General features: G+C 59.5%; 18 protein-coding genes. 5 read left to right on the top strand and 13 right to left on the bottom strand.

Annotated features, from left to right (window positions below):
* Window positions 1-14: 14 nt before the first annotated feature.
* Window positions 15-2,465 carry an acyl-CoA dehydrogenase FadE gene (gene fadE, locus N1689_RS00175; protein WP_161734505.1) on the top strand — a complete coding sequence of 817 codons (2,451 nt, stop codon included), beginning with the start codon at window positions 15-17 and terminating at the stop codon, window positions 2,463-2,465.
* A 395-nt stretch (window positions 2,466-2,860) separates the two neighbouring features.
* On the opposite strand, the gene mtnK is transcribed toward fadE, so the two are convergent.
* On the bottom strand, window positions 2,861-4,060 hold the full coding sequence (gene mtnK, locus N1689_RS00170; RefSeq protein WP_161734507.1) for an S-methyl-5-thioribose kinase: 1,200 nt from the start codon (window positions 4,058-4,060) through the stop codon (window positions 2,861-2,863).
* 121 nt (window positions 4,061-4,181) lie between these two features.
* Between mtnK and mtnA the strand changes: the two genes are divergently transcribed.
* On the top strand, window positions 4,182-5,204 hold the full coding sequence (mtnA, locus tag N1689_RS00165; RefSeq protein WP_222924480.1) for an S-methyl-5-thioribose-1-phosphate isomerase: 1,023 nt from the start codon (window positions 4,182-4,184) through the stop codon (window positions 5,202-5,204).
* 56 nt (window positions 5,205-5,260) lie between these two features.
* On the opposite strand, the gene N1689_RS00160 is transcribed toward mtnA, so the two are convergent.
* The 3 genes from N1689_RS00160 to N1689_RS00150 are packed head-to-tail and all read right to left on the bottom strand — an operon-like array spanning window position 5,261 to window position 7,099.
* Window positions 5,261-5,803, bottom strand: a complete 543-nt coding sequence (locus N1689_RS00160; protein ID WP_061061694.1) for an acireductone dioxygenase — start codon at window positions 5,801-5,803, stop codon at window positions 5,261-5,263.
* 1 nt (window position 5,804) lies between these two features.
* On the bottom strand, window positions 5,805-6,488 hold the full coding sequence (gene mtnC, locus N1689_RS00155) for an acireductone synthase (RefSeq protein WP_253421141.1): 684 nt from the start codon (window positions 6,486-6,488) through the stop codon (window positions 5,805-5,807).
* Window positions 6,485-7,099, bottom strand: coding sequence for a methylthioribulose 1-phosphate dehydratase (locus N1689_RS00150; protein WP_260057564.1), 615 nt, complete (start codon window positions 7,097-7,099; stop codon window positions 6,485-6,487). Before N1689_RS00150 ends, mtnC begins: the two co-directional genes overlap by 4 nt.
* A 341-nt stretch (window positions 7,100-7,440) precedes the next feature.
* Here N1689_RS00150 and N1689_RS00145 point away from each other — a divergent pair, with 341 nt between their 5' ends.
* Both N1689_RS00145 and N1689_RS00140 read left to right on the top strand, forming a co-directional pair.
* Window positions 7,441-8,601, top strand: coding sequence for a pyridoxal phosphate-dependent aminotransferase (locus N1689_RS00145; RefSeq protein ID WP_161734517.1), 1,161 nt, complete (start codon window positions 7,441-7,443; stop codon window positions 8,599-8,601).
* Window positions 8,589-9,356 (top strand): amidohydrolase, encoded by a 768-nt coding sequence (locus tag N1689_RS00140; RefSeq protein WP_161734519.1) that lies wholly within the window; start codon window positions 8,589-8,591, stop codon window positions 9,354-9,356. The genes N1689_RS00145 and N1689_RS00140 overlap by 13 nt, the downstream gene beginning before the upstream one ends.
* A gap of 23 nt (window positions 9,357-9,379) precedes the next feature.
* On the opposite strand, the gene uraH is transcribed toward N1689_RS00140, so the two are convergent.
* The 9 genes from uraH to hpxU all read right to left on the bottom strand — a co-directional run bounded on the left by uraH (window position 9,380) and on the right by hpxU (window position 16,578).
* Window positions 9,380-9,715, bottom strand: a complete 336-nt coding sequence (uraH, locus tag N1689_RS00135; RefSeq protein WP_161734521.1) for a hydroxyisourate hydrolase — start codon at window positions 9,713-9,715, stop codon at window positions 9,380-9,382.
* Window positions 9,712-10,206 carry a 2-oxo-4-hydroxy-4-carboxy-5-ureidoimidazoline decarboxylase gene (gene uraD / locus N1689_RS00130; RefSeq protein ID WP_161734523.1) on the bottom strand — a complete coding sequence of 165 codons (495 nt, stop codon included), beginning with the start codon at window positions 10,204-10,206 and terminating at the stop codon, window positions 9,712-9,714. Before uraD ends, uraH begins: the two co-directional genes overlap by 4 nt.
* Before the next feature lie 2 nt (window positions 10,207-10,208).
* On the bottom strand, window positions 10,209-11,462 hold the full coding sequence (gene hpxK / locus N1689_RS00125; protein WP_161734525.1) for an allantoate amidohydrolase: 1,254 nt from the start codon (window positions 11,460-11,462) through the stop codon (window positions 10,209-10,211).
* Window positions 11,459-12,694, bottom strand: a complete 1,236-nt coding sequence (locus tag N1689_RS00120) for an alanine--glyoxylate aminotransferase family protein (protein WP_260057563.1) — start codon at window positions 12,692-12,694, stop codon at window positions 11,459-11,461. The genes hpxK and N1689_RS00120 overlap by 4 nt, the downstream gene beginning before the upstream one ends.
* Before the next feature lie 20 nt (window positions 12,695-12,714).
* On the bottom strand, window positions 12,715-13,446 hold the full coding sequence (locus N1689_RS00115) for an amino acid ABC transporter ATP-binding protein (RefSeq protein WP_061061686.1): 732 nt from the start codon (window positions 13,444-13,446) through the stop codon (window positions 12,715-12,717).
* On the bottom strand, window positions 13,427-14,083 hold the full coding sequence (locus N1689_RS00110; RefSeq protein WP_161734556.1) for an amino acid ABC transporter permease: 657 nt from the start codon (window positions 14,081-14,083) through the stop codon (window positions 13,427-13,429). The genes N1689_RS00115 and N1689_RS00110 overlap by 20 nt, the downstream gene beginning before the upstream one ends.
* Window positions 14,083-14,751 carry an amino acid ABC transporter permease gene (locus tag N1689_RS00105; RefSeq protein WP_161734529.1) on the bottom strand — a complete coding sequence of 223 codons (669 nt, stop codon included), beginning with the start codon at window positions 14,749-14,751 and terminating at the stop codon, window positions 14,083-14,085. The genes N1689_RS00110 and N1689_RS00105 overlap by 1 nt, the downstream gene beginning before the upstream one ends.
* Before the next feature lie 10 nt (window positions 14,752-14,761).
* Complete coding sequence (locus tag N1689_RS00100) at window positions 14,762-15,547, bottom strand: transporter substrate-binding domain-containing protein (RefSeq protein ID WP_161734531.1); 786 nt, start codon at window positions 15,545-15,547, stop codon at window positions 14,762-14,764.
* Between the two features lie 191 nt (window positions 15,548-15,738).
* A complete protein-coding gene (hpxU, locus tag N1689_RS00095; protein ID WP_222924491.1) occupies window positions 15,739-16,578 on the bottom strand; it encodes a MurR/RpiR family transcriptional regulator HpxU in 840 nt (279 codons plus the stop codon).
* A 138-nt stretch (window positions 16,579-16,716) separates the two neighbouring features.
* On the opposite strand from hpxU, the gene N1689_RS00090 reads away from it, so the two are divergent.
* The gene (locus N1689_RS00090) at window positions 16,717-18,303 is read left to right on the top strand and encodes a gamma-glutamyltransferase family protein (protein WP_260057562.1); all 1,587 of its coding nucleotides are present in this window, start codon (window positions 16,717-16,719) and stop codon (window positions 18,301-18,303) included.
* Window positions 18,304-18,314: the final 11 nt, after the last annotated feature.

Here is an 18,314-nt window from a genome sequence, read left to right as displayed (position 1 = left end):
TGGAGCGGTTCATTATGATGGTTGTTTCGATACTTGCCACTGTGGCGCTGATTGGCGCCCTGTTCTATCACCGCCTGTCGTTGCGGCTCAGCAGCGCCATCCTGTTGCTGTGGACTGCGGCGATGGCTGTTGCTCATCTCTGGACGCCGTGGCTGCTGTTGCCGCTGGCGATCATCCTGCTGCCATTTAACCTGCCGTCACTGCGCCGCAGCCTGTTTTCAAAGCCGATCTTTCAGCGCTTCCAGAAGGTGATGCCGCCGATGTCACGCACCGAGAAAGAAGCGATTGATGCGGGCACCACCTGGTGGGAAGGCGATCTGTTCCAGGGCAAACCGGACTGGCAGAAGCTGCACAACTATCCACAGCCGCGCCTGACTGCCGAAGAGCAGGCTTTCCTCGATGGCCCGGTTGAAGAAGCGTGCCGCATGGCTAACGATTTCCAGATTACCCATGAGCTGGCCGATATGCCGCCGGAACTCTGGGCTTATCTGAAAGAGCACCGCTTCTTCGCGATGATCATTAAGAAAGAGTATGGCGGACTCGATTTCTCCGCCTATGCACAGGCCTGCGTGTTGCAAAAACTGTCAGGCGTTTCCGGGATTCTGGCGATTACCGTGGGCGTGCCTAACTCACTGGGTCCGGGCGAACTGCTGCAGCACTACGGCACCGAAGATCAGAAAAATCACTATTTACCGCGGCTGGCACGCGGCGATGAGATCCCCTGCTTTGCGCTGACCAGCCCGGAAGCGGGTTCAGATGCCGGTGCGATCCCCGATACCGGCGTCGTCTGCATGGGCGAATGGAAGGGTCAGCAGGTGCTGGGCATGCGCCTGACCTGGAACAAGCGCTACATTACGCTGGCGCCAATCGCCACCGTGCTGGGCCTGGCATTCAAGCTTTCCGACCCGGAGCATCTGCTCAGCGACAATGAGAATCCTGGCATTACCTGTGCGCTGATTCCAACGAATACTCCCGGCGTGGAAATTGGCCATCGCCACTTCCCGCTTAACGTACCGTTCCAGAACGGGCCGACGCGTGGCAACAATATCTTTGTACCGATTGACTATATTATCGGCGGGCCGGAAATGGCCGGCCAGGGCTGGCGGATGCTGGTGGAATGTCTGTCAGTAGGCCGCGGTATTACGCTGCCATCGAACTCAACCGGCAGCCTGAAAAGTGTGGCGCTGGCGACAGGTGCCTATGCCCATATCCGCCGTCAGTTCCGGGTTTCAATCGGTAAGATGGAAGGGATTGAAGAGCCGCTGGCGCGCATCGCCGGTAACGCTTACGTGATGGATGCGGCGGCCACGCTGATTACCGCCGGGATTATGCAGGGTGAAAAACCGGCAGTGCTGTCGGCGATTGTGAAATATCACTGCACCCATCGCGGTCAGCGCGCCATTATCGACGCCATGGATATTGCGGGCGGTAAAGGCATCATGCTCGGCAACAGCAACTTCCTGGCCCGTGCCTATCAGGGCGCACCGATCGCTATCACGGTGGAAGGCGCTAACATTCTGACCCGCAGCATGATTATCTTCGGACAGGGCGCGATTCGCTGCCATCCTTATGTGCTGCAGGAGATGGCGGCCGCAGCCAGCAACGATGTTAATGCGTTTGACGGGGCGCTGTTCAGCCATATCGGGCACGTGGGCAGCAGCACTATGCGCAGCCTGTGGCTGGGCTTAACCGCAGGGCGCACCAGCGCCAGTCCGACTCGGGATGGCACCCGCCGTTATTACCAGCACCTGAACCGCATCAGTGCCAATCTGGCGTTGCTCTCTGATGTGTCGATGGCGGTACTGGGCGGCAGCCTGAAACGCCGCGAGCGTATTTCGGCGCGTCTGGGCGATGTGCTGAGCCAGCTCTATCTTGCCTCTGCGACGCTGAAACGCTATGACGATGAAGGCCGCAACGAAGCCGATCTGCCGCTGGTTCACTGGGGCGTGCAGGATGCGCTGCATCAGGCGGAAGTGGCTATCGACGATTTGCTGCGTAACTTCCCGAACCGTCTGGTGGCGGGTGCATTGCGGATGACCATTTTTGCTGGCGGTCATCACTGCCCTGCGCCATCTGATCGCCTGGATCATCAGCTGGCGAAAATGCTGCAACAGCCGTCGGCTACCCGCAGCCGTCTGGGCCGTGGCATGTATCTGACGCCGAGTGAGCACAACCCTGCCGGTCAGCTGGAACAGGCGCTGCAGGATGTGATGGCGGCAGAAGTGATCCATGACAGGCTGTGTAAACAGACGAAACAGCACCTCTCCTTTACCCGGCTGGACGCGCTGGCGAAGCGTGCGCTGGAGCAGGGCTGGATTGATGCTAAAGAGGCTGACGTGTTGAAGCGTGCTGAAGCCAGTCGTCTGCGTTCGATTAACGTCGATGAGTTTGAGCCGGAGGCACTGGCCGTACCGGTGCCAGAGAAAGCCCCTCAGCCTGCGTCACGGGCAAGTGAGGCGGCATAAGATTCAGGGCCGATGTGATATCAGCATCGGGTACTGAACTTAAAGCGATGGGAGTCAGCACTGTTTTCAGAGGTCGACGCCTCGTCGGCCAAAAAGAGCTCACAATGACAAATCCAGGTGAATCTGACCACAATCGATTAGCTTAAGGCGCAGGGAGCAGGGTCAGAAGAGGAAAGCGTCCCGTGCCACGGACAAAAACGCCGGGAGCGTTTTTGAACAACGCAAAGCGTTGGCCCGTTTACGGGCGCACCTCAGGGATGAGGTGCGTAATTGCGCGGGCCGAGCGAGCCAGGGATGGCTTTAGCGACTTTCCGGTCTGACCCTGTTACCGGCGCAGGCACACTCTTACAGCCAGCCTTTGATTTACCTGAAAGCCGACATCATGTCGGCTTTTTTTATCCCGCCTGACGGATGCGGGCAATCAGCGCATCCACATCTTCGACGTGATCGGCTGCCAGAATCAGCGTACGTCCCAGGTTAATCGCATTGCGGATGCAGTCGGTACGCATTGCCGGATCGGCAATCAGCTTCATATCCGCCACGTGAGACATCCCCACCGTGCGGCGAATCAGTTCGGTGCCGCAGTAACCGATGGTATCGGCCCACACTTTACGCAGAAATGCTTGCGAATAGCCTGGATAAGCCAGCGCCTCATCGCGGGTCTTCTCTGCCGCCAGCGCCAGGAAGCCTGACGCAAAGGTCGTCCAGAGGGTGTGAACATCGCTGAGACGCTGCTCGCGTGCATCGGCGGCCTCACGCGGAGGCAGCAGACCCGGCAGGCCGCAGTAGTTAATCAGCAGGTTGCCGATGGCGGTGCCGACATCAAAACCGATAGGGCCAAAATAGCCAAATTCTGCATCAATCGCTTTCAGGCTGCCGTCCGCAACGAAAATCGAGCCGCTGTGAATATCGCCATGCAGCAGCGCTTCAGCATGGGCAAAGAAGCGATGTTTAAGGCCGCCCACCGCAATGCGCAACGCATCGTCATCACGCAGGCTGGCGACCAGGGGCTCAAGCGCAGCGGGATAGCTGTTGCGCTCATGGTTGGTGTAAGGATCGTTAAAGAAAAGATCTTCGGTGATTTCACACATTTCCGGATTAATGAAACGCGCCACTTCCGCCTTTTTTTGATGCGGATGCAGGATGAAGTCGGAAGTATGGAACAGGGTCTGCGCCAGATAGTCGCCTAACTGCTGCGCCGCTTGCGGGTAATACGCGCCTTTCACCAGCTCGCCGCGCCAGATGCGATGGCTGGAGAGATCTTCCATCACCATCACTGCCAGCTCCGCATCATAATGGGTGATCTTCACCGTATGCTGCGGACAATATTTGTAGTGTTCGACCAGGGTCTGCGCTTCCAGCCGCGCCCGATCCAGCGTCAGTGGCCAGGACTCCCCTACGCAGCGCACATAGGGCAGCGCCTGCTTGACCACCACCCGACTGTTGCCCTGATCGTCATAAATTTTAAACACCAGGTTAAGGTTGCCATCACCAATCTCTTCTGCGCTGCTCAGCGCGGCAGGATTGTCCACGCCGCCAAATTGTCGGGCATATTCCACAGCATCAGCAGCAGTAAAGGTACGGTATTGCGACATTGCCTGTTCCTTATCATTCGAAGGGGGTCACTCAGGGATAATAAGCCGTTCAGACGTCTATACATCCGTTCAGCATGTTGGCACAATACGCATCATTAACGCAACATGGATTTCACCCACAATGCAGACACTTCAAACCACCAGTTTACAGATTCGTGACAATCAGCTCTGGATTCTGGATCAGCAGGCGCTGCCGCAGCAGAAGAACTGGCTGCCCGCGCACAGCGTGCCTCAGCTGATTGAACATATTCACGCGCTGCGGGTGCGCGGTGCGCCGCTGATCGGCCTCTCCGCCTCGCTGCTGCTGGCGCTGCTGGCAGAACAGGGACTGACGCGCGCTGAACTGGCGCAGGCACTGGAGACCCTGCGTGCCGCCCGCCCTACTGCGGTCAATCTGATGAACAACCTGGATCGGATGAAAGTGGCCTTGGCACAGCCAGACTTTACCCCCGCGCTGGCTGAAGAAGCCTGGCGGCTGGTGCAGGAGGATAAGCTGCTGTGTGATGCCATCGCTGACGCGGGCTGCACGCTGGTGAAACCCCATAGCCAGTTGCTGACCCACTGCAATACCGGCGGGCTGGCCACCGCTGGCGTCGGTACGGCGCTGGGCGTGATTGCCCGCGCCCATCAGCAGGGGCTGATTAAGAATGTCTGGGTGGATGAAACCCGCCCGCTGTTACAGGGCGGCCGGTTAACCGCCTGGGAGCTGGGCGAACTGGCGGTTCCTTACACGCTGATCACCGATTCCATGGCCGCCAGCCTGATGGCCCGTGGAGAAGTGGATGCGGTGTGGGTCGGCGCTGACCGCATTGCCGCCAACGGCGATGTGGCGAATAAAATCGGCACCTACAGCCTGGCGGTGCTGGCGCATTATCATCAGATTCCGTTTTACGTAGCGGCCCCACACACTACGCTGGATCGCAGCTGTCCTGATGGCGCAGCGATTCCCATTGAGCAGCGCGCCGCCAGCGAAGTGACGGGCGTAGCCGGCAGTTTTGGCAGCGTGCAGTGGGCACCGGAAGCGGCAAAGGTTTACAATCCGGCGTTTGATGTTACGCCCGCCGCCCTGATCAGCGGCTGGGTGCTGGATACCGGCGTGGTCACGCCTGACCAGGTACAGAACGGCATCTTCCAGCCGCAGTAACGGTCTGCAAGGCGTTTACCGTGAGCGGCAAACGCCTTGCGAAAACGACGGGCTGATTACGCCAGACGCGGATAGGCATCCGCAATCTTATCGCCGGTAAAGTTCGCTACCCAGCCTTCCTGATTATCGAAAATACGGATAGCCGTGAAGTGCGGTGACGATCCCATATCAAACCAGTGCGGCGTGCCCGCGGGCACCGAGATCAGATCATTTTTCTCGCACAGGATCTGCAGGATCTCACCATCCAGATGCAAGCAGAACAGCCCGGCCCCCTCGACAAAGAAACGCACCTCATCTTCACCGTGCGTATGCTCATTGAGAAACTTCTCGCGCAGCACGGTTTTCTGCGGATTGTCGGCACGCATGCTGATCACGTCCCAGCTCTGATAGCCCTTCTCCGCCACCAGCCGATCAATCGCATGCTGATAGGCGTTGATCACCGTTTCGGCATCCGGGTTCTCACCCAAATCGCGATCGGCTTCCCAGCGCTCAAAACGGACACCTTTAGCATTCAGGCGGTCACGAATCGCTTCCGCGTCAGTGCTGTGCCACACCGGCTGGCTGGCTTCGCGGTCGGTAAAAATAGTCAGTGCGCTCATCCTAAATCGACTCCGGGTTAATCTGGGTAAAATCAGTCACCTGACGATGGCGGCTCTCGTCGTCCGCTTCGCCACGCAGTAATTGCATTGTCTGCCAGCCCGCCTCTGCGGCGGCATCCAGCTCCTGATGAATATCGGAGAGAAACAGCAGCTGTGCCGCTGGCCGACCAATTTCAGCGGCGATGGCGCGATAAGCCGCGACTTCGCGTTTGGCACCCACGCGCGTATCAAAATAGCCGCTGAACAGGCCAGTAATATCACCTTCGTCGCTGTAGCCAAATAACAATTTCTGCGCCGCAACCGAGCCGGAGGAATATACATAAAGTTCAATGCCCTGCGCCTTCCAGTGGCGCAGCGCAGGCAGGACATCGGGATAGAGATGACCGGTAAAACTGCCGTTCACGTAGCCGTCACGCCAGATCATCCCCTGCAGCGCTTTCAGGCCGGTGGATTTGCGATCCTGGTCCATAAAGCTCAGCAGAATGTCCGTCACCCCGTTCAGATCAGCCTGCGGCTGATCGGCCTCTTCACGCACCGACTGCAGCGCCGCTGCCACCTCGGGCTGGTGCGCATTGTTACGCACGAAGTCCGGCAGGTGCTGGCGGGCATAGGGAAACAGGATGTTATGTACAAAGCGGATATCGCTGGTGGTGCCTTCGATATCAGTAACAATGGCGCGAATCATGCTTTCTCCAGCAGGCGACGTTGACGTTCACATTCGAATAAAAATTCCAGACCTTCCAGATGACGGCGGGCTTCGCTGACATCCTGGCCCCAGCAGGTTAAGCCGTGGCCGCGCAGCAGGAAGCCATAACGCAGCGGAAAGCGGGCAGCGTAATCTTCAATTTCTGACGCCAGCGCCGTAATGTCCTGGCTGTTGTCGAAAACGGGAATCGCCAGGGTATCCAGGTGGGTGTGCTGGCCGCTTAACGATTTTTGCATCTCATAGCCATGCAGCAGCAGCGCCGCACCCTGCTCCACCCCCGACAGTACGGTCGAATTGACCGTGTGGGTGTGCAGCACCGCGCCTGCCTCCGGAAAGAGGCGATAGATCATCGTGTGCAGCCCGGTTTCTGCCGACGGCTTACGGCCAGAGAGCGACTGGCTGGTGGCGATATCGACCTCGATAAAGTCATCCCGCGTCAGCGTGCCTTTATCTTTGCCCGATTCACTCAGCAGGCAGACATGTTCATCACGGCGCACGGACATATTCCCGCCGGTGGCCGGTGCCCAGCCTTTCGCCCCAATCCAGTGACAGGCGGCGACCAGTTGATCTAACGGAAGACTCTGCGACATAAAGGTTCCTTGCGGTGAAATATAATTCCGGATAAGTATGGGTAGCCAACGCCGCCGACGCGCAGCTCATGACGCATGTAAATGCTAAATGGACCGTGTGTAACATGGCGCATGTAAATGCGAAATGATCCGCATCTCAGCGAGGCAGCAAGTGCGCGCATCCCCGTGAGCTGACACTTGTCAGTGACCGGGGTAAGCAAACGAAGCTAACGAAGCTGAGGTGTGGAGCATGACGCATTTAGCCGTCTAAGCGTCTTGATTGCCAAATACTACCATCCTGTTTATAGTGGCACAAACACCGGGTGACACCGCATCAATCTTCGCGCTTAAGGCCTGACACCATGACGCAGCACAACCTGATCCCCGAGAGTAAACTCCCTCTGCTCGGCACCACGATTTTCAGCCAGATGAGTGCGCTGGCGCAGCAGCACAACGCCATCAATCTCTCACAGGGCTTTCCCGATTTCAGCGGCCCGGACTATCTGCAGCAGCGACTGGCGTATCACGTCAGCCAGGGCGCGAATCAGTATGCGCCGATGACCGGTGCGCTGCCGTTGCGTGAGGCGATTGCAGAGAAAACCGCGCGACTTTATGACTATCGTCCGGATGTTGAGGCGGAAATCACGGTGACGGCGGGCGCAACAGAAGCGCTTTATGCGACGATTACCGCGCTGGTGCGGCCAGGCGATGAGGTGATCTGCTTTGATCCCAGCTACGACAGCTATGCCCCTGCGGTGGAGCTGTCGGGCGGCGTGATGAAACGCATTACGCTGCAACCGCCCGCTTTTCGGGTGGACTGGCAGGCGTTTGCTGCGCTACTGAGTGACAAAACCCGGCTGGTGATCCTGAATACGCCGCACAATCCTTCGGCCACCGTCTGGCAGCAGCAGGATTTCGCCGCGCTGTGGCAGGCAATTGCTCAGCACCCAATCTATGTGCTGAGCGACGAAGTGTATGAGCACATCTGCTTCGATGAGACGGGCCACGCCAGCGTGCTGGCCCATCCTGAACTGCGGCAGCGCGCCATTGCGGTATCGTCGTTTGGCAAGACGTTCCACATGACCGGCTGGAAAGTGGGTTACTGCATTGCCCCTGCGGCAATCAGCGCCGAACTGCGCAAGGTGCATCAGTACCTGACCTTCTCGGTGAATACCCCGGCGCAGCTGGCGATCGCCGATATGCTGCGTGAGCATCCGGAACACTATCTTGAGCTGCCGGCGTTCTATCGCGATCGCCGCGATCGACTGGCGACGGCACTGAGCAACAGCCGCTTTAAGGTGCTGCCCTGCGAAGGCACCTACTTTTTGCTGGTCGATTACAGCGCCATCTCCGATCTGGATGATGTCAGTTTCTGCCAGTGGCTGACCCGCGAAGTGGGCGTCGCCGCGATTCCCCTGTCGGTGTTCTGCGCCGATGCTTTCCCCTATAAACTGATCCGCCTCTGTTTTGCCAAACAGCCGGCGACATTAGATGCCGCCGCGGAGCGCTTATGTCAGCTTTAAAAATTACCGTTTTGCAGGAGACGCTGAGCTGGATGGATGGCGAGGCCAACCTGCGCCATTTTGACGCGCAGCTGGCCGGATTCACCGGACGCGATCTGATTCTGCTGCCAGAGATGTTTACTACCGGCTTTGCGATGGAGGCGGCAAAGAGCTCCCTGCCAGAGGCGCAGGTGGTTGAATGGCTGCATCAGCATGCCCGTCGCACCGATGCGCTGATCGGCGGCAGCGCGGCAATCCAGACCGAAAACGGCGCGGTAAATCGTTTCCTGCTGGTCGAGCCGGACGGCACGCTGCATCAGTATGACAAGCGTCACCTGTTCCGCATGGCGGACGAGCATCATCACTATCTGCCTGGTGAGCAGCGTCAGGTCTTTGAGTGGCGCGGCTGGCGCATCCTGCCGCAAATCTGTTACGACCTGCGCTTCCCGGTCTTCTCGCGCAACCGCAACGATTACGATCTGGCGCTCTATGTCGCCAACTGGCCTGCGCCACGCGCGCTGCACTGGCAGGCGCTGCTGTTAGCGCGGGCGATTGAAAATCAGGCGTATGTGGCAGGCTGTAACCGCGTCGGCAGTGACGGCAATCAGCATCACTATAGTGGCGACAGCCAGATTATTTCGCCGCAGGGCGAGATCCTTAGCGCAGCCGAGCCGCATCAGCGCGCCCGACTGGATGCTGAGCTGTCGCTGGACGCACTTAATGCTTACCGCGAGCGTTTTCCGGCCTGGCAGGATGCGGATCGTTTTTCGCTGTAAATCGCAGGCGCGGCCATCAGCCTTTAACTGCCGCGATAAGTTGACCACGACCAGGGCGAAATCAGAAACGGCAGGTGAAAGTGGCTGCCCGCCTCGGCAATGACAAAATCGATCTGCGCGCTGACGTAGAGCGCATCCCGACCGGCGACGGCAAAATAGTCGCCAATTTCCGCCGTTAAACGGTAATGACCCGGCGTAAGCGGCTCAGGCGTCAGATCTTTCAGACGTCCGTCGCTGTCCGTTTCACCCTGAGAAATCGGAAACCACCCTTCCGGGCTGTTCTGCTCCAGTGAAATCGCCACACCGCTGGCCGGTTTGCCCAGCGCCGTGTCAAGAATATGGGTCGTCACGGTACTCATTGCATCGTCTCCTTCAGGCGTAACAGAGTAATTTCACGCAGCTGGTCCAGCGCCTCCTGCTGCTCGGTAACCTCACTATTCTGCAACCGGCGCTGCAACTCTGCCAGCATCTGCTCGCCGCTGCGCCCTCTGGCGCGTATCAGGAACACCCGGCCAAAACGCGCTTCATATGCCTGATTGCCCTGCTGCATCGCCTGTTGCAGAGCGTGATCGGCCTGCTGCATTGCAGACTGCTCGCCGCGCGACAACGCGGCTTCTTTATCTGCACCGTTTGCGCGTTCACCGATGCGCGGATGTGCCGACAGTGCGGCCTCCAGTTCAGGCTGCTGCCACTGACGCGCCAGCGCATCGGCAGTTGCCAGTAATGCATCGGTGGTGGCAAAAGGCCGGGCCGCCACCAGCGCCTGTTGCCAGTGCGGGAGCGCCACACAGTGCCGGATGGCCGCCTGCGCTTCGTCAGCGGAAAGCTGATTAAATGCGGCTAATTCCATGTTCAGCTCCGTCCGGCAATCAGCGAGACCGCCTGTAAATAAGCCTGCAGCGCAGGTGCCACATCTTCCACCGCCACCGACTCCGCCGGATGATGGCTGATGCCGCGATGGTTACGCACAAATAACATGCCGACCGGCCAGCGTTCAGCGATGGCGATAGCGTCGTGCCCGGCGCCGCTCGGCAGCGACAGGCTGCGACCCTGCACCGTTTCAACCGCATGGCTCAGCGCCTGTTGCAGCGCAGAGTCACAGGCGGTGGCACCGATGCGATAATATTCGTTCGACTCGAAGCGAAGTCCACGGCGAAGCGCAATCGCCTCGGCCTGGGTTAACAGGCTGGAGAGTAGCGTCTCCAGCGGATTATCCAGCGGACCACGCACGTCCAGCGACAGTGATATCTCACCCGGAATGACATTGACCGCCCCCGGCGCGCAGTTAATCGTGCCGACGGTGGCGACCAGCTGCGGGTCCTGCTCACGCGTCGTCTGCTCGATAAACACCATCCACTCGGCAGCGGCGGCCAGCGCATCTTTGCGATGGGTCATCGGCACGGTGCCCGCATGGCCCGCTTCTCCGGTAAAACGGCAGTTGAGCCGGCGCGCACCGTTGATCGCCGTAACCACGCCCAGCGCCAGATCCTCCTGCTCCAGGCAGGGGCCCTGCTCGATGTGCAGCTCAAGATACCCGACGATATCCTCAACCCGCCGTGCCGCAGAGGCGATTCTGTCGCTATCGAGCCCGACATCGGCCATCGCCTGCGCTACGGTGATGCCGTTGCCGTCAGGATGGGTCACCCAGCTTTGCGGCCAGCTGCCAGTAATGCCACGACTGCCGAGCAGCGTAATGCCAAAACGGGTGCCCTCTTCGTCGCCGAAACCAATCACCTCAATCGCCAGCGGCAGGCGGCACTGATGTTCGTTAAGCCACTGCACGGTTTCAATGGCGCTGAGTACGCCCAGCATCCCGTCGTAGCGACCGGCGTTGCGCACCGTGTCGAGATGCGAGCCAAGCAGCAGCGCAGGCGCACCCGCTTCTGCCGCCTCGTAGCGCCCGCAGATATTGCCGACCGCATCCTGCCACACCTGCATCCCCGCCGCCTGCATCCACTCACCGACGCAGGCGTTGGCGCGCAGATGTTCTGGGGAGAGGTAGACGCGGGTCAGCCCCTCAGCCGTTTCGCTGATCGCCGCCAGCGCATCGCAGCGCGCCATAACGCGCTGTGCAGCGGCCTGGGCTTCGCTGGCGCTCATCATCATGCGTGGCTCCCGTAGTGATCCCAGGCGGCCTGCGCGGCGGCACCCTGTGGCGTGCGATAGCCGACATAGGTCAGCACCGTTTCCAGCGCGGACAGCGTCTGCATCACGCAGTCTTTGCGCGCGTTGTAGCCCATGGTGCCGATGCGCCACACCTTGCCATGCAGCGGGCCAAACGAGGTGCCAATCTCAATGCCGAAATCTTCCAGCATCAGTTTGCGCACCTGATCGCCATTCACGCCAGACGGGATCATCACGCCCAGCACGTTGTTCATTTTGTTTTTCAGGTCGCCGAAGGTCTCCAGCCCCATCCCCTGAATGCCTTTCAGCATCGCTTCACCGTGCAGTTTGTGACGGGCGATGCCGTTATCCAGACCCTCCTGCAGGATCAGACGGGCGCACTCGCGCGCGCCAAACAGCGCACTGGTGGCTTCGGTATGATGGTTGAGCCGCTCCGGGCCCCAGTAATCCATGATCATGCCGAGATCAAAATAGTTGGAGTAGATCATCTCCTCTTCGCCATCCTGATGTGCTTCGGTGCGGATCCCCTGCTCTACGCATTTGCGTTTGCGGATCACGGCTTCCATCTCTGCGCTCAGGGTGATCGGCGAGGTACCCGATGGGCCGCCCAGGCATTTCTGCATCCCCGCCGAGACGGCATCCAGTCCCCAGGCGTCCGTTTCCAGCGCGTTACCCGCCAGCGACGCGGTAGCATCGGTGTAGAACAGCACGCCATACTGTTTGCAGATTGCGCCTAACTGCGTCAGCGGCTGCAGCATGGTGGTCGAGGTGTCACCCTGCACGGTCAGCAGCAGGCGCGGTCGCACTTTTTTAATCGCATCTTCGATCTGGTCCGGGGTAAAGACTTCACCCCACGGCACTTCAATGGTGTGGACTTCCGCACGACAGCGGCGGGCAATTTCGCACAGCAGATGACCGAAGCGGCCAAACACCGGCACCAGCACTTTGTCGCCAGGCCGGATCGATGACAGCAGAATGGCTTCGATACCGGCGCGGGAGGTGCCGTCAATCAGCAGCGTCCAGCGGTTCTCTGTGCGAAACACGCCGCGATAGAGCGCCATCACTTCATTCATGTAGTGGGTCATCGCGGGATCGTACTGCCCCAGCAGCTGACTCGACATGGCGCGCAGCACGCGGGGATCCGCGTTGATCGGCCCAGGTCCCATCAGCAGACGCTGTGGCGGATTGAGTTGCGGGTAGTGATTGATATCCATCTTCCTTTCCTTTTTCAGAATCAGAGGCGAACCGAAGAGATAAACTGCTTAAGTTCCGGCGTCTGCGGCTGGGCGAACAGCGTTTTACTGTCGCCCTGCTCCCAGACACGCCCCTGATGCATAAAGACCACACGATCGCCCACGTCGCGGGCGAAGTTCATTTCATGAGTGACGAGGATCAGCGTCATTCCCTCTGCCGCCAGCTGCTCAAGAACTTTGAGCACTTCGCCCACCAGTTCGGGATCGAGCGCGGAGGTGATCTCATCACAGAGTAAAACTTTCGGCGTCATCGCCAGCGCACGGGCAATCGCCACGCGCTGCTGCTGACCGCCGGAGAGGCTGGCAGGATAGTAGTTAAGGCGTTCGCCCAGCCCGACCTTCTCCAGCATCTGCGCAGCCAGCGCCCGGCACTCGGCCTCGCTTTTCTTCAGCACACGGCGTGGCGCCAGCATGACGTTCTCCAGCGCCGTCATGTGCGGGAACAGGTTGAAGCTCTGAAACACCATCCCGACCGAGCGGCTGATTTCACGCGCCTGCGAATCGCGGTCGGTGATCGTCATCCCGCCGAGCTTGATGCTGCCCTCCTGATAGCCTTCCAGACCGTTCATGCAGCGCAGCAGCGTGCTTTTACCCGATCCGCTGCGACCGATGATTGAGATCACTTCGCCCATGTCGATATCCAGATCCACGCCTTTCAACACATGGTTGTCGCCGTAATATTTTTGCACCTGATTAATGGTGATGAGCGGCATTGAATTTTTTCTCCAGATACTGGCTGTAGCGAGACAGCGGATAACACATCAGGAAGTAGCCCAGCGCCACCAGCCCAAAGACTTTAAACGGCTGATAGGTCACATTGTTCAGAATGGTGCCGGCTTTAGTCAGCTCGATGAAGCCGATAATTGACGCCAGCGCGGTGCCCTTAATCACCTGGACCGCGAATCCTACGGTCGGGGCGATACCGATGCGGATTGCCTGCGGTGCCACCACCCGCCATAGCGTCTGACCGAAGGTCAGGCCGAGGCAGCGCGACGCTTCCCACTGCCCTTTCGGCAGGGCGCGGATGCTGCCGTACCAGATGTCGACCAGAAAGGCGCTGGTGTAAAAGGTCAGCGCCAGCGAGGCGGCGGTCCAGGGCGCGACATCAATACCAAACAGGCCGACGCCAAAAAACGCCAGGAACAGCTGCATCAATAGCGGCGTGCCCTGAAACAGCGCGGTGTAACCGCGTACCGCGCGTGTCAGCCACTTACGCTGCAGCAGTCGCAGAAACAGCAGCGGCAGCGTCACCAGCGTGCCGCCGACAAAGGCCACCAGCGACAGCAACAGAGTCCAGCGCGCCGCCAGCAGCAGATTGCGCAGGATGTCCCAGTCGGTAAAGGTCGTCATCATGATGCCTGCACTCCAAACCATTTACGGCCAATCGCCAGCAGCAGATGGCGCATCGCAATCGACAACGCCAGGTAGATCAGCGTGGTCACCAGATAGACCTCAAAACTTAAGAAGGTGCGCGACTGAATCAGGTTGGCTGCGAAGGTCAGCTCCTCATAGGAGACCTGCGACACCACCGACGAGCCCAGCATGACGATGATGCACTGACTCACCAGCGCCGGATAAATGCGCTGCAGCGCAGGCGGCAGCACGACCCGCAGAAAGGTCTGGCTGCGGGTTAATCCCAGCACCCGTCCCGCTTCCCACTGCCCTTTGGGCGTCACCTGGATCCCGGCGCGGATGATCTCGGTGCTGTAGGCGCCAAGATTGATCAGCATCGCCAGCAGCGCCGCCTCACCCGCAGTGAGTTTCAGCCCCAGCGCAGGCAGACCAAAAACAATAAAGAACAGTTGCACCACAAACGGCGTATTGCGGATCAGCTCGACATAGATGCCCCACAGACGGCTCATCCAGCTCGGTTTGCCGCTGCGCAGCGCGGCGCCCGCAATGCCCAGCGCCACGCCACCGGTGGTCGCCAGCACCGTCAGCTGGATGGTGACCCACAGACCGGAGAGCAGCTCCGGCCAGTAGGGCCACAGGGCGGGAAAGTTAAGTTGCCCGATCATGAATCCGTCCTCAGGCGCCGAGGTTCGCAGGCAGCGGTGCTTTCAGCCATTCTTCAGAGAGTTTATTCAGCGTGCCATCTTTAATGCCCTGCTCAATCAGTTCATTCACTTTCGCTTTCAGCGCAGGCTCATCTTTCTTCAGGCCGATAAAGCAGGGTGAATCTTTCAGCATAAACTGCGCGACGGGCGCTTTGGCCGGATTCTGGCGCGCAATGGCGGCGACGACCAGGTTGCCGGTCGCAACATACTGCACCTGACCGGAGAGATACGCAGACAAGGTGGTGTTGTTGTCTTCATAGCGTTTCACCTGCGCATCTTTCGGGGCCACTTCGCTGAGCACCATGTCCTCTACCGCACCGCGCGTGACGCCAATCGACTTGCCGCTCAGAGCCGACGCCGCTTTAATTTCATCGCCTTTCGGACCGAAGACGCCCAGAAAGAACGGCGCATAGGCGCGGGTAAAGTCGATCACCTTTTCACGCTCGGGGTTTTTACCCATGCTGGAGATAACCAGATCGACCTTGTCGGTTTGCAGATAAGGCACGCGGTTGGCACTGCTGACCGGCACCAGCTGCAACTTAAGTTTCATCTGCTTTGCCAGATATTTCGCCGTGTCGATGTCATATCCCTGCGGCTGCAGGTCAGTGCCGACCGAGCCAAACGGCGGGAAATCCTGCGGCACGGCGACGCGGATGACGCCGCGCTTCTGGATATCCTGCAATTGATCGGCCAGCGCACTGCCCGTTTGTGCCATCAGTAATGCCGCTGTCGCAACCGCCATCAAAACTTTTTTCATTATGCACCCCGGTGAGATTAACGTGAAACAAAAGATTCTTTGACAAGCAATCTGCAACTAATGTGCCAACCCGGGCGGCAACAGAAAAAGGGTTAAGCGACAGAGAGTTCTACGGAAATAGGGCGTAATCGGGGCAATCACGCCGCGGAAGAGGTGTTCTGAAATGGGGCAAAGCACCAAAACGGTGCCTGTTAACGGTGCTCCAGCTCGTCAAACTGCTGGTAAAGGTCGGCGATCTGATGAATCCGCTGGCGTCCCTGTGCCAGCATTTCATGCAGCAGCGCATTGGCGATCAGGTTAACCAGGCTCATGGCGGCACTGTAACTGTCGAAGGCGGAAACGCTGTCGAGCGGCGTACAGAGCTGCCAGCGTGCCAGCGCAATTACCGTCTGCGCCTGTGGCTCACACAGCGCCAGCAGCGGGATGCCAGCCGTCTGCAGCTGCTGCATCAGTGGGCGAATGATGCGCGGACGACGACGAAACGCCATCACAATGACCATATCGTCCGGCGTGATATCCACCAGCTCCTCAGCCAGCGTCTGGCCCGGCTGCGGCAGAATATGCACCTGCGAACGCGCCTGTACCAGCTGCTGTCGCAGATGCAGCGCTACCGGATAGGCGTTGCGCATGCCGATGATAAAGAGACGTTTAGCCTGCGCCAGCTGCTGAATCACCTCGTTAAAGTGCCGGGCATCCAGGCTGTTTACCCACTGCGTCAGATTAGCCATCTCCTGCTTGTAATGACGTGCCAGCAGCGTATTGCCCTGCACCGCATCCCGGTTATCGGTCAGCGGCATGCCGCTCTGGCGCAGGATGCGAAGCTCATCACGCATATCCTTGTACTTCTCATAGCCCAGACGCTTAAACAGTCGACTGACTGTGGCTTTCGACACGCCACTGAGCCGCGCCAGCTCGGCGCTGTTGTAGCTAATCAGATCATCGAAGTGGTCAAACACGAAGTCGGCAATACGCTGCTCCTGCGGAGAGAGCTGGGCATAGTGACTTCTGAGTCGTTCATCAAGCTGTTTCATAAGGCGTCCTGTAACTTTTGTTTCAGCAGAAGCTAGCACAATTTACGCCAGGTTAACCGGTGCATCGTCAGCGGAGCATGAAAACTGGAACAGCTCTTGCTTTGTTATGGGTTCTGTCACCCAAAGAACGAGAAAAAGATGATTCAAAGCAATATGGCCCCGCAGGGGATGGCGGTAACGCCACACCATCTGGCGAGTGAAAGTGCGCTCGCGGTGCTGCGTGATGGCGGTAATGCCATTGAAGCGATGGTAGCCGCTGCCGCGACTATCGCTGTGGTCTATCCGCACATGAACGGACTGGGCGGCGATGGCTTCTGGCTGATTCTGCCGCCCGGCGGCGGCCCTGTCGCTATCGACGCCAGCGGTGCCGCCGGTTCGCTGGCTCACCGCGATTTTTACGCCGATCACCCGAAGATCCCCCATCGTGGGCCGAAAGCGGCGCTGACGGTGGCCGGTACGGTCAGCGGCTGGCAGGAGGCCCTGACGCTCTCTGCGGAGATGGGCACCCCGCCACTGCCGCTGGCCCGTCTGCTGCGGGATGCGATTCGCTACGCCGCCGACGGCATTCCGGTGAGCGCCTCACAGACCGCCGCGACCACGAACTTCCGCAGTGAGTTGCAGCATCAGCCCGGCTTTAGTGCCCATTTTATGCCCGACGGCGATGTGCCGCAGCCGGGCAGCCGTTTTACCCAGCCCGCGCTGGCGAATACCCTGAGCCAGCTCACCGAAGAGGGACTCGACAGCTTTTATCGCGGTCCGCTGGCTCACCATATGGCCGACGACATGGCGACGCTGGGCATGCCGGTGACGCTGTCCGATCTGCAGCAGCATCGCGCCCGTCGCACGACTCCGCTGCATCTCGCCCACAGCGAAGGCGACATCTGGAATATCGCTCCGCCGACCCAGGGCGTCGTGTCGCTGGCGATCCTCGGCATCACCGATCGCCTGGAGATGGCCGAGGCTGACGACGCACAGACGGTGCACCGCATCGTTGAAGCCACCAAAAAAGCCTTTGCCCTGCGCGACAAACACATCACCGATCCGCGTCACGTCACCGAAGATTTGCAGGCGCTGCTGGAAAGCGATCACCTCGCCACGCTCGCCAGCCAGATCGCCGATGGCGAGGCCGCCGCCTGGGGCAGCGGACGCGGACCGGGCGATACGGTCTGGATGGGCGTAATGGACAGCAGCGGTCTGGCTGTCTCTTTTATTCAGAGCATCTATCACGAGTTTGGCAGTGGTGTGGTGCTGCCCGGCACGGGCGTTACCTGGCAGAACCGGGGCGCGGCGTTCAGCCTCGACCCTGAGCATCTGCTGGCCCTTGCGCCCGGCAAGCAGCCGTTTCATACCCTGAATCCCGCCGCCGCACGGCTGAAAGATGGCCGGACAATGGTGTATGGCGCGATGGGCGGCGATGGACAGCCGCAGACCCAGGCGGCGATTTTCACCCGCCATGTGATTCAGGGCCTGCCGCTGCAACAGGCGGTCAGTGCGCCGCGCTGGCTGCTGGGCCGTACCTGGGGGCAATCGTCAGACTCGCTGAAACTGGAAGGCCGCTTTGACGATGAAACGGTATTGATGCTGCGTCTGTGGGGCCATGAGGTGGAAATGCTGCCGGATTTCAGCGAATCCGTGGGCCATGCGGGCGCGATTGTGCGCCACAGCAACGGCATGTTCGAGGGCGCAAGCGATCCGCGCAGTAACGGCAGCGCCGCCGGTTTTTAACAGGAGCGAAT

Source organism: Pantoea sp. XY16 (genome assembly GCF_025153065.1).
In the GTDB taxonomy this organism is placed as follows: Bacteria; Pseudomonadota; Gammaproteobacteria; order Enterobacterales; family Enterobacteriaceae; genus Pantoea; species Pantoea alfalfae.
The sequence above is the reverse complement of the archived record's forward strand: the minus strand, read 5'-3'. Positions and strand labels throughout refer to the sequence as shown.

Coding starts and splice junctions, on each gene's coding strand:
- N1689_RS00145 (WP_161734517.1), top strand. CDS start 7,441: ATGACGCAGCACAACCTGATCCCCGAGAGTAAACTCCCTCTGCTCGGC.
- mtnA (WP_222924480.1), top strand. CDS start 4,182: ATGCAGACACTTCAAACCACCAGTTTACAGATTCGTGACAATCAGCTC.
- fadE (WP_161734505.1), top strand. CDS start 15: ATGATGGTTGTTTCGATACTTGCCACTGTGGCGCTGATTGGCGCCCTG.
- N1689_RS00090 (WP_260057562.1), top strand. CDS start 16,717: ATGATTCAAAGCAATATGGCCCCGCAGGGGATGGCGGTAACGCCACAC.
- N1689_RS00160 (WP_061061694.1), bottom strand. CDS start 5,803: ATGAGCGCACTGACTATTTTTACCGACCGCGAAGCCAGCCAGCCGGTG.
- mtnC (WP_253421141.1), bottom strand. CDS start 6,488: ATGATTCGCGCCATTGTTACTGATATCGAAGGCACCACCAGCGATATC.
- uraH (WP_161734521.1), bottom strand. CDS start 9,715: ATGAGTACCGTGACGACCCATATTCTTGACACGGCGCTGGGCAAACCG.
- N1689_RS00105 (WP_161734529.1), bottom strand. CDS start 14,751: ATGATCGGGCAACTTAACTTTCCCGCCCTGTGGCCCTACTGGCCGGAG.
- hpxU (WP_222924491.1), bottom strand. CDS start 16,578: ATGAAACAGCTTGATGAACGACTCAGAAGTCACTATGCCCAGCTCTCT.
- hpxK (WP_161734525.1), bottom strand. CDS start 11,462: ATGATGATGAGCGCCAGCGAAGCCCAGGCCGCTGCACAGCGCGTTATG.
- N1689_RS00140 (WP_161734519.1), top strand. CDS start 8,589: ATGTCAGCTTTAAAAATTACCGTTTTGCAGGAGACGCTGAGCTGGATG.
- mtnK (WP_161734507.1), bottom strand. CDS start 4,060: ATGTCGCAATACCGTACCTTTACTGCTGCTGATGCTGTGGAATATGCC.
- N1689_RS00150 (WP_260057564.1), bottom strand. CDS start 7,099: ATGTCGCAGAGTCTTCCGTTAGATCAACTGGTCGCCGCCTGTCACTGG.
- uraD (WP_161734523.1), bottom strand. CDS start 10,206: ATGGAATTAGCCGCATTTAATCAGCTTTCCGCTGACGAAGCGCAGGCG.
- N1689_RS00120 (WP_260057563.1), bottom strand. CDS start 12,694: ATGGATATCAATCACTACCCGCAACTCAATCCGCCACAGCGTCTGCTG.
- N1689_RS00100 (WP_161734531.1), bottom strand. CDS start 15,547: ATGAAAAAAGTTTTGATGGCGGTTGCGACAGCGGCATTACTGATGGCA.
- N1689_RS00115 (WP_061061686.1), bottom strand. CDS start 13,446: ATGCCGCTCATCACCATTAATCAGGTGCAAAAATATTACGGCGACAAC.
- N1689_RS00110 (WP_161734556.1), bottom strand. CDS start 14,083: ATGACGACCTTTACCGACTGGGACATCCTGCGCAATCTGCTGCTGGCG.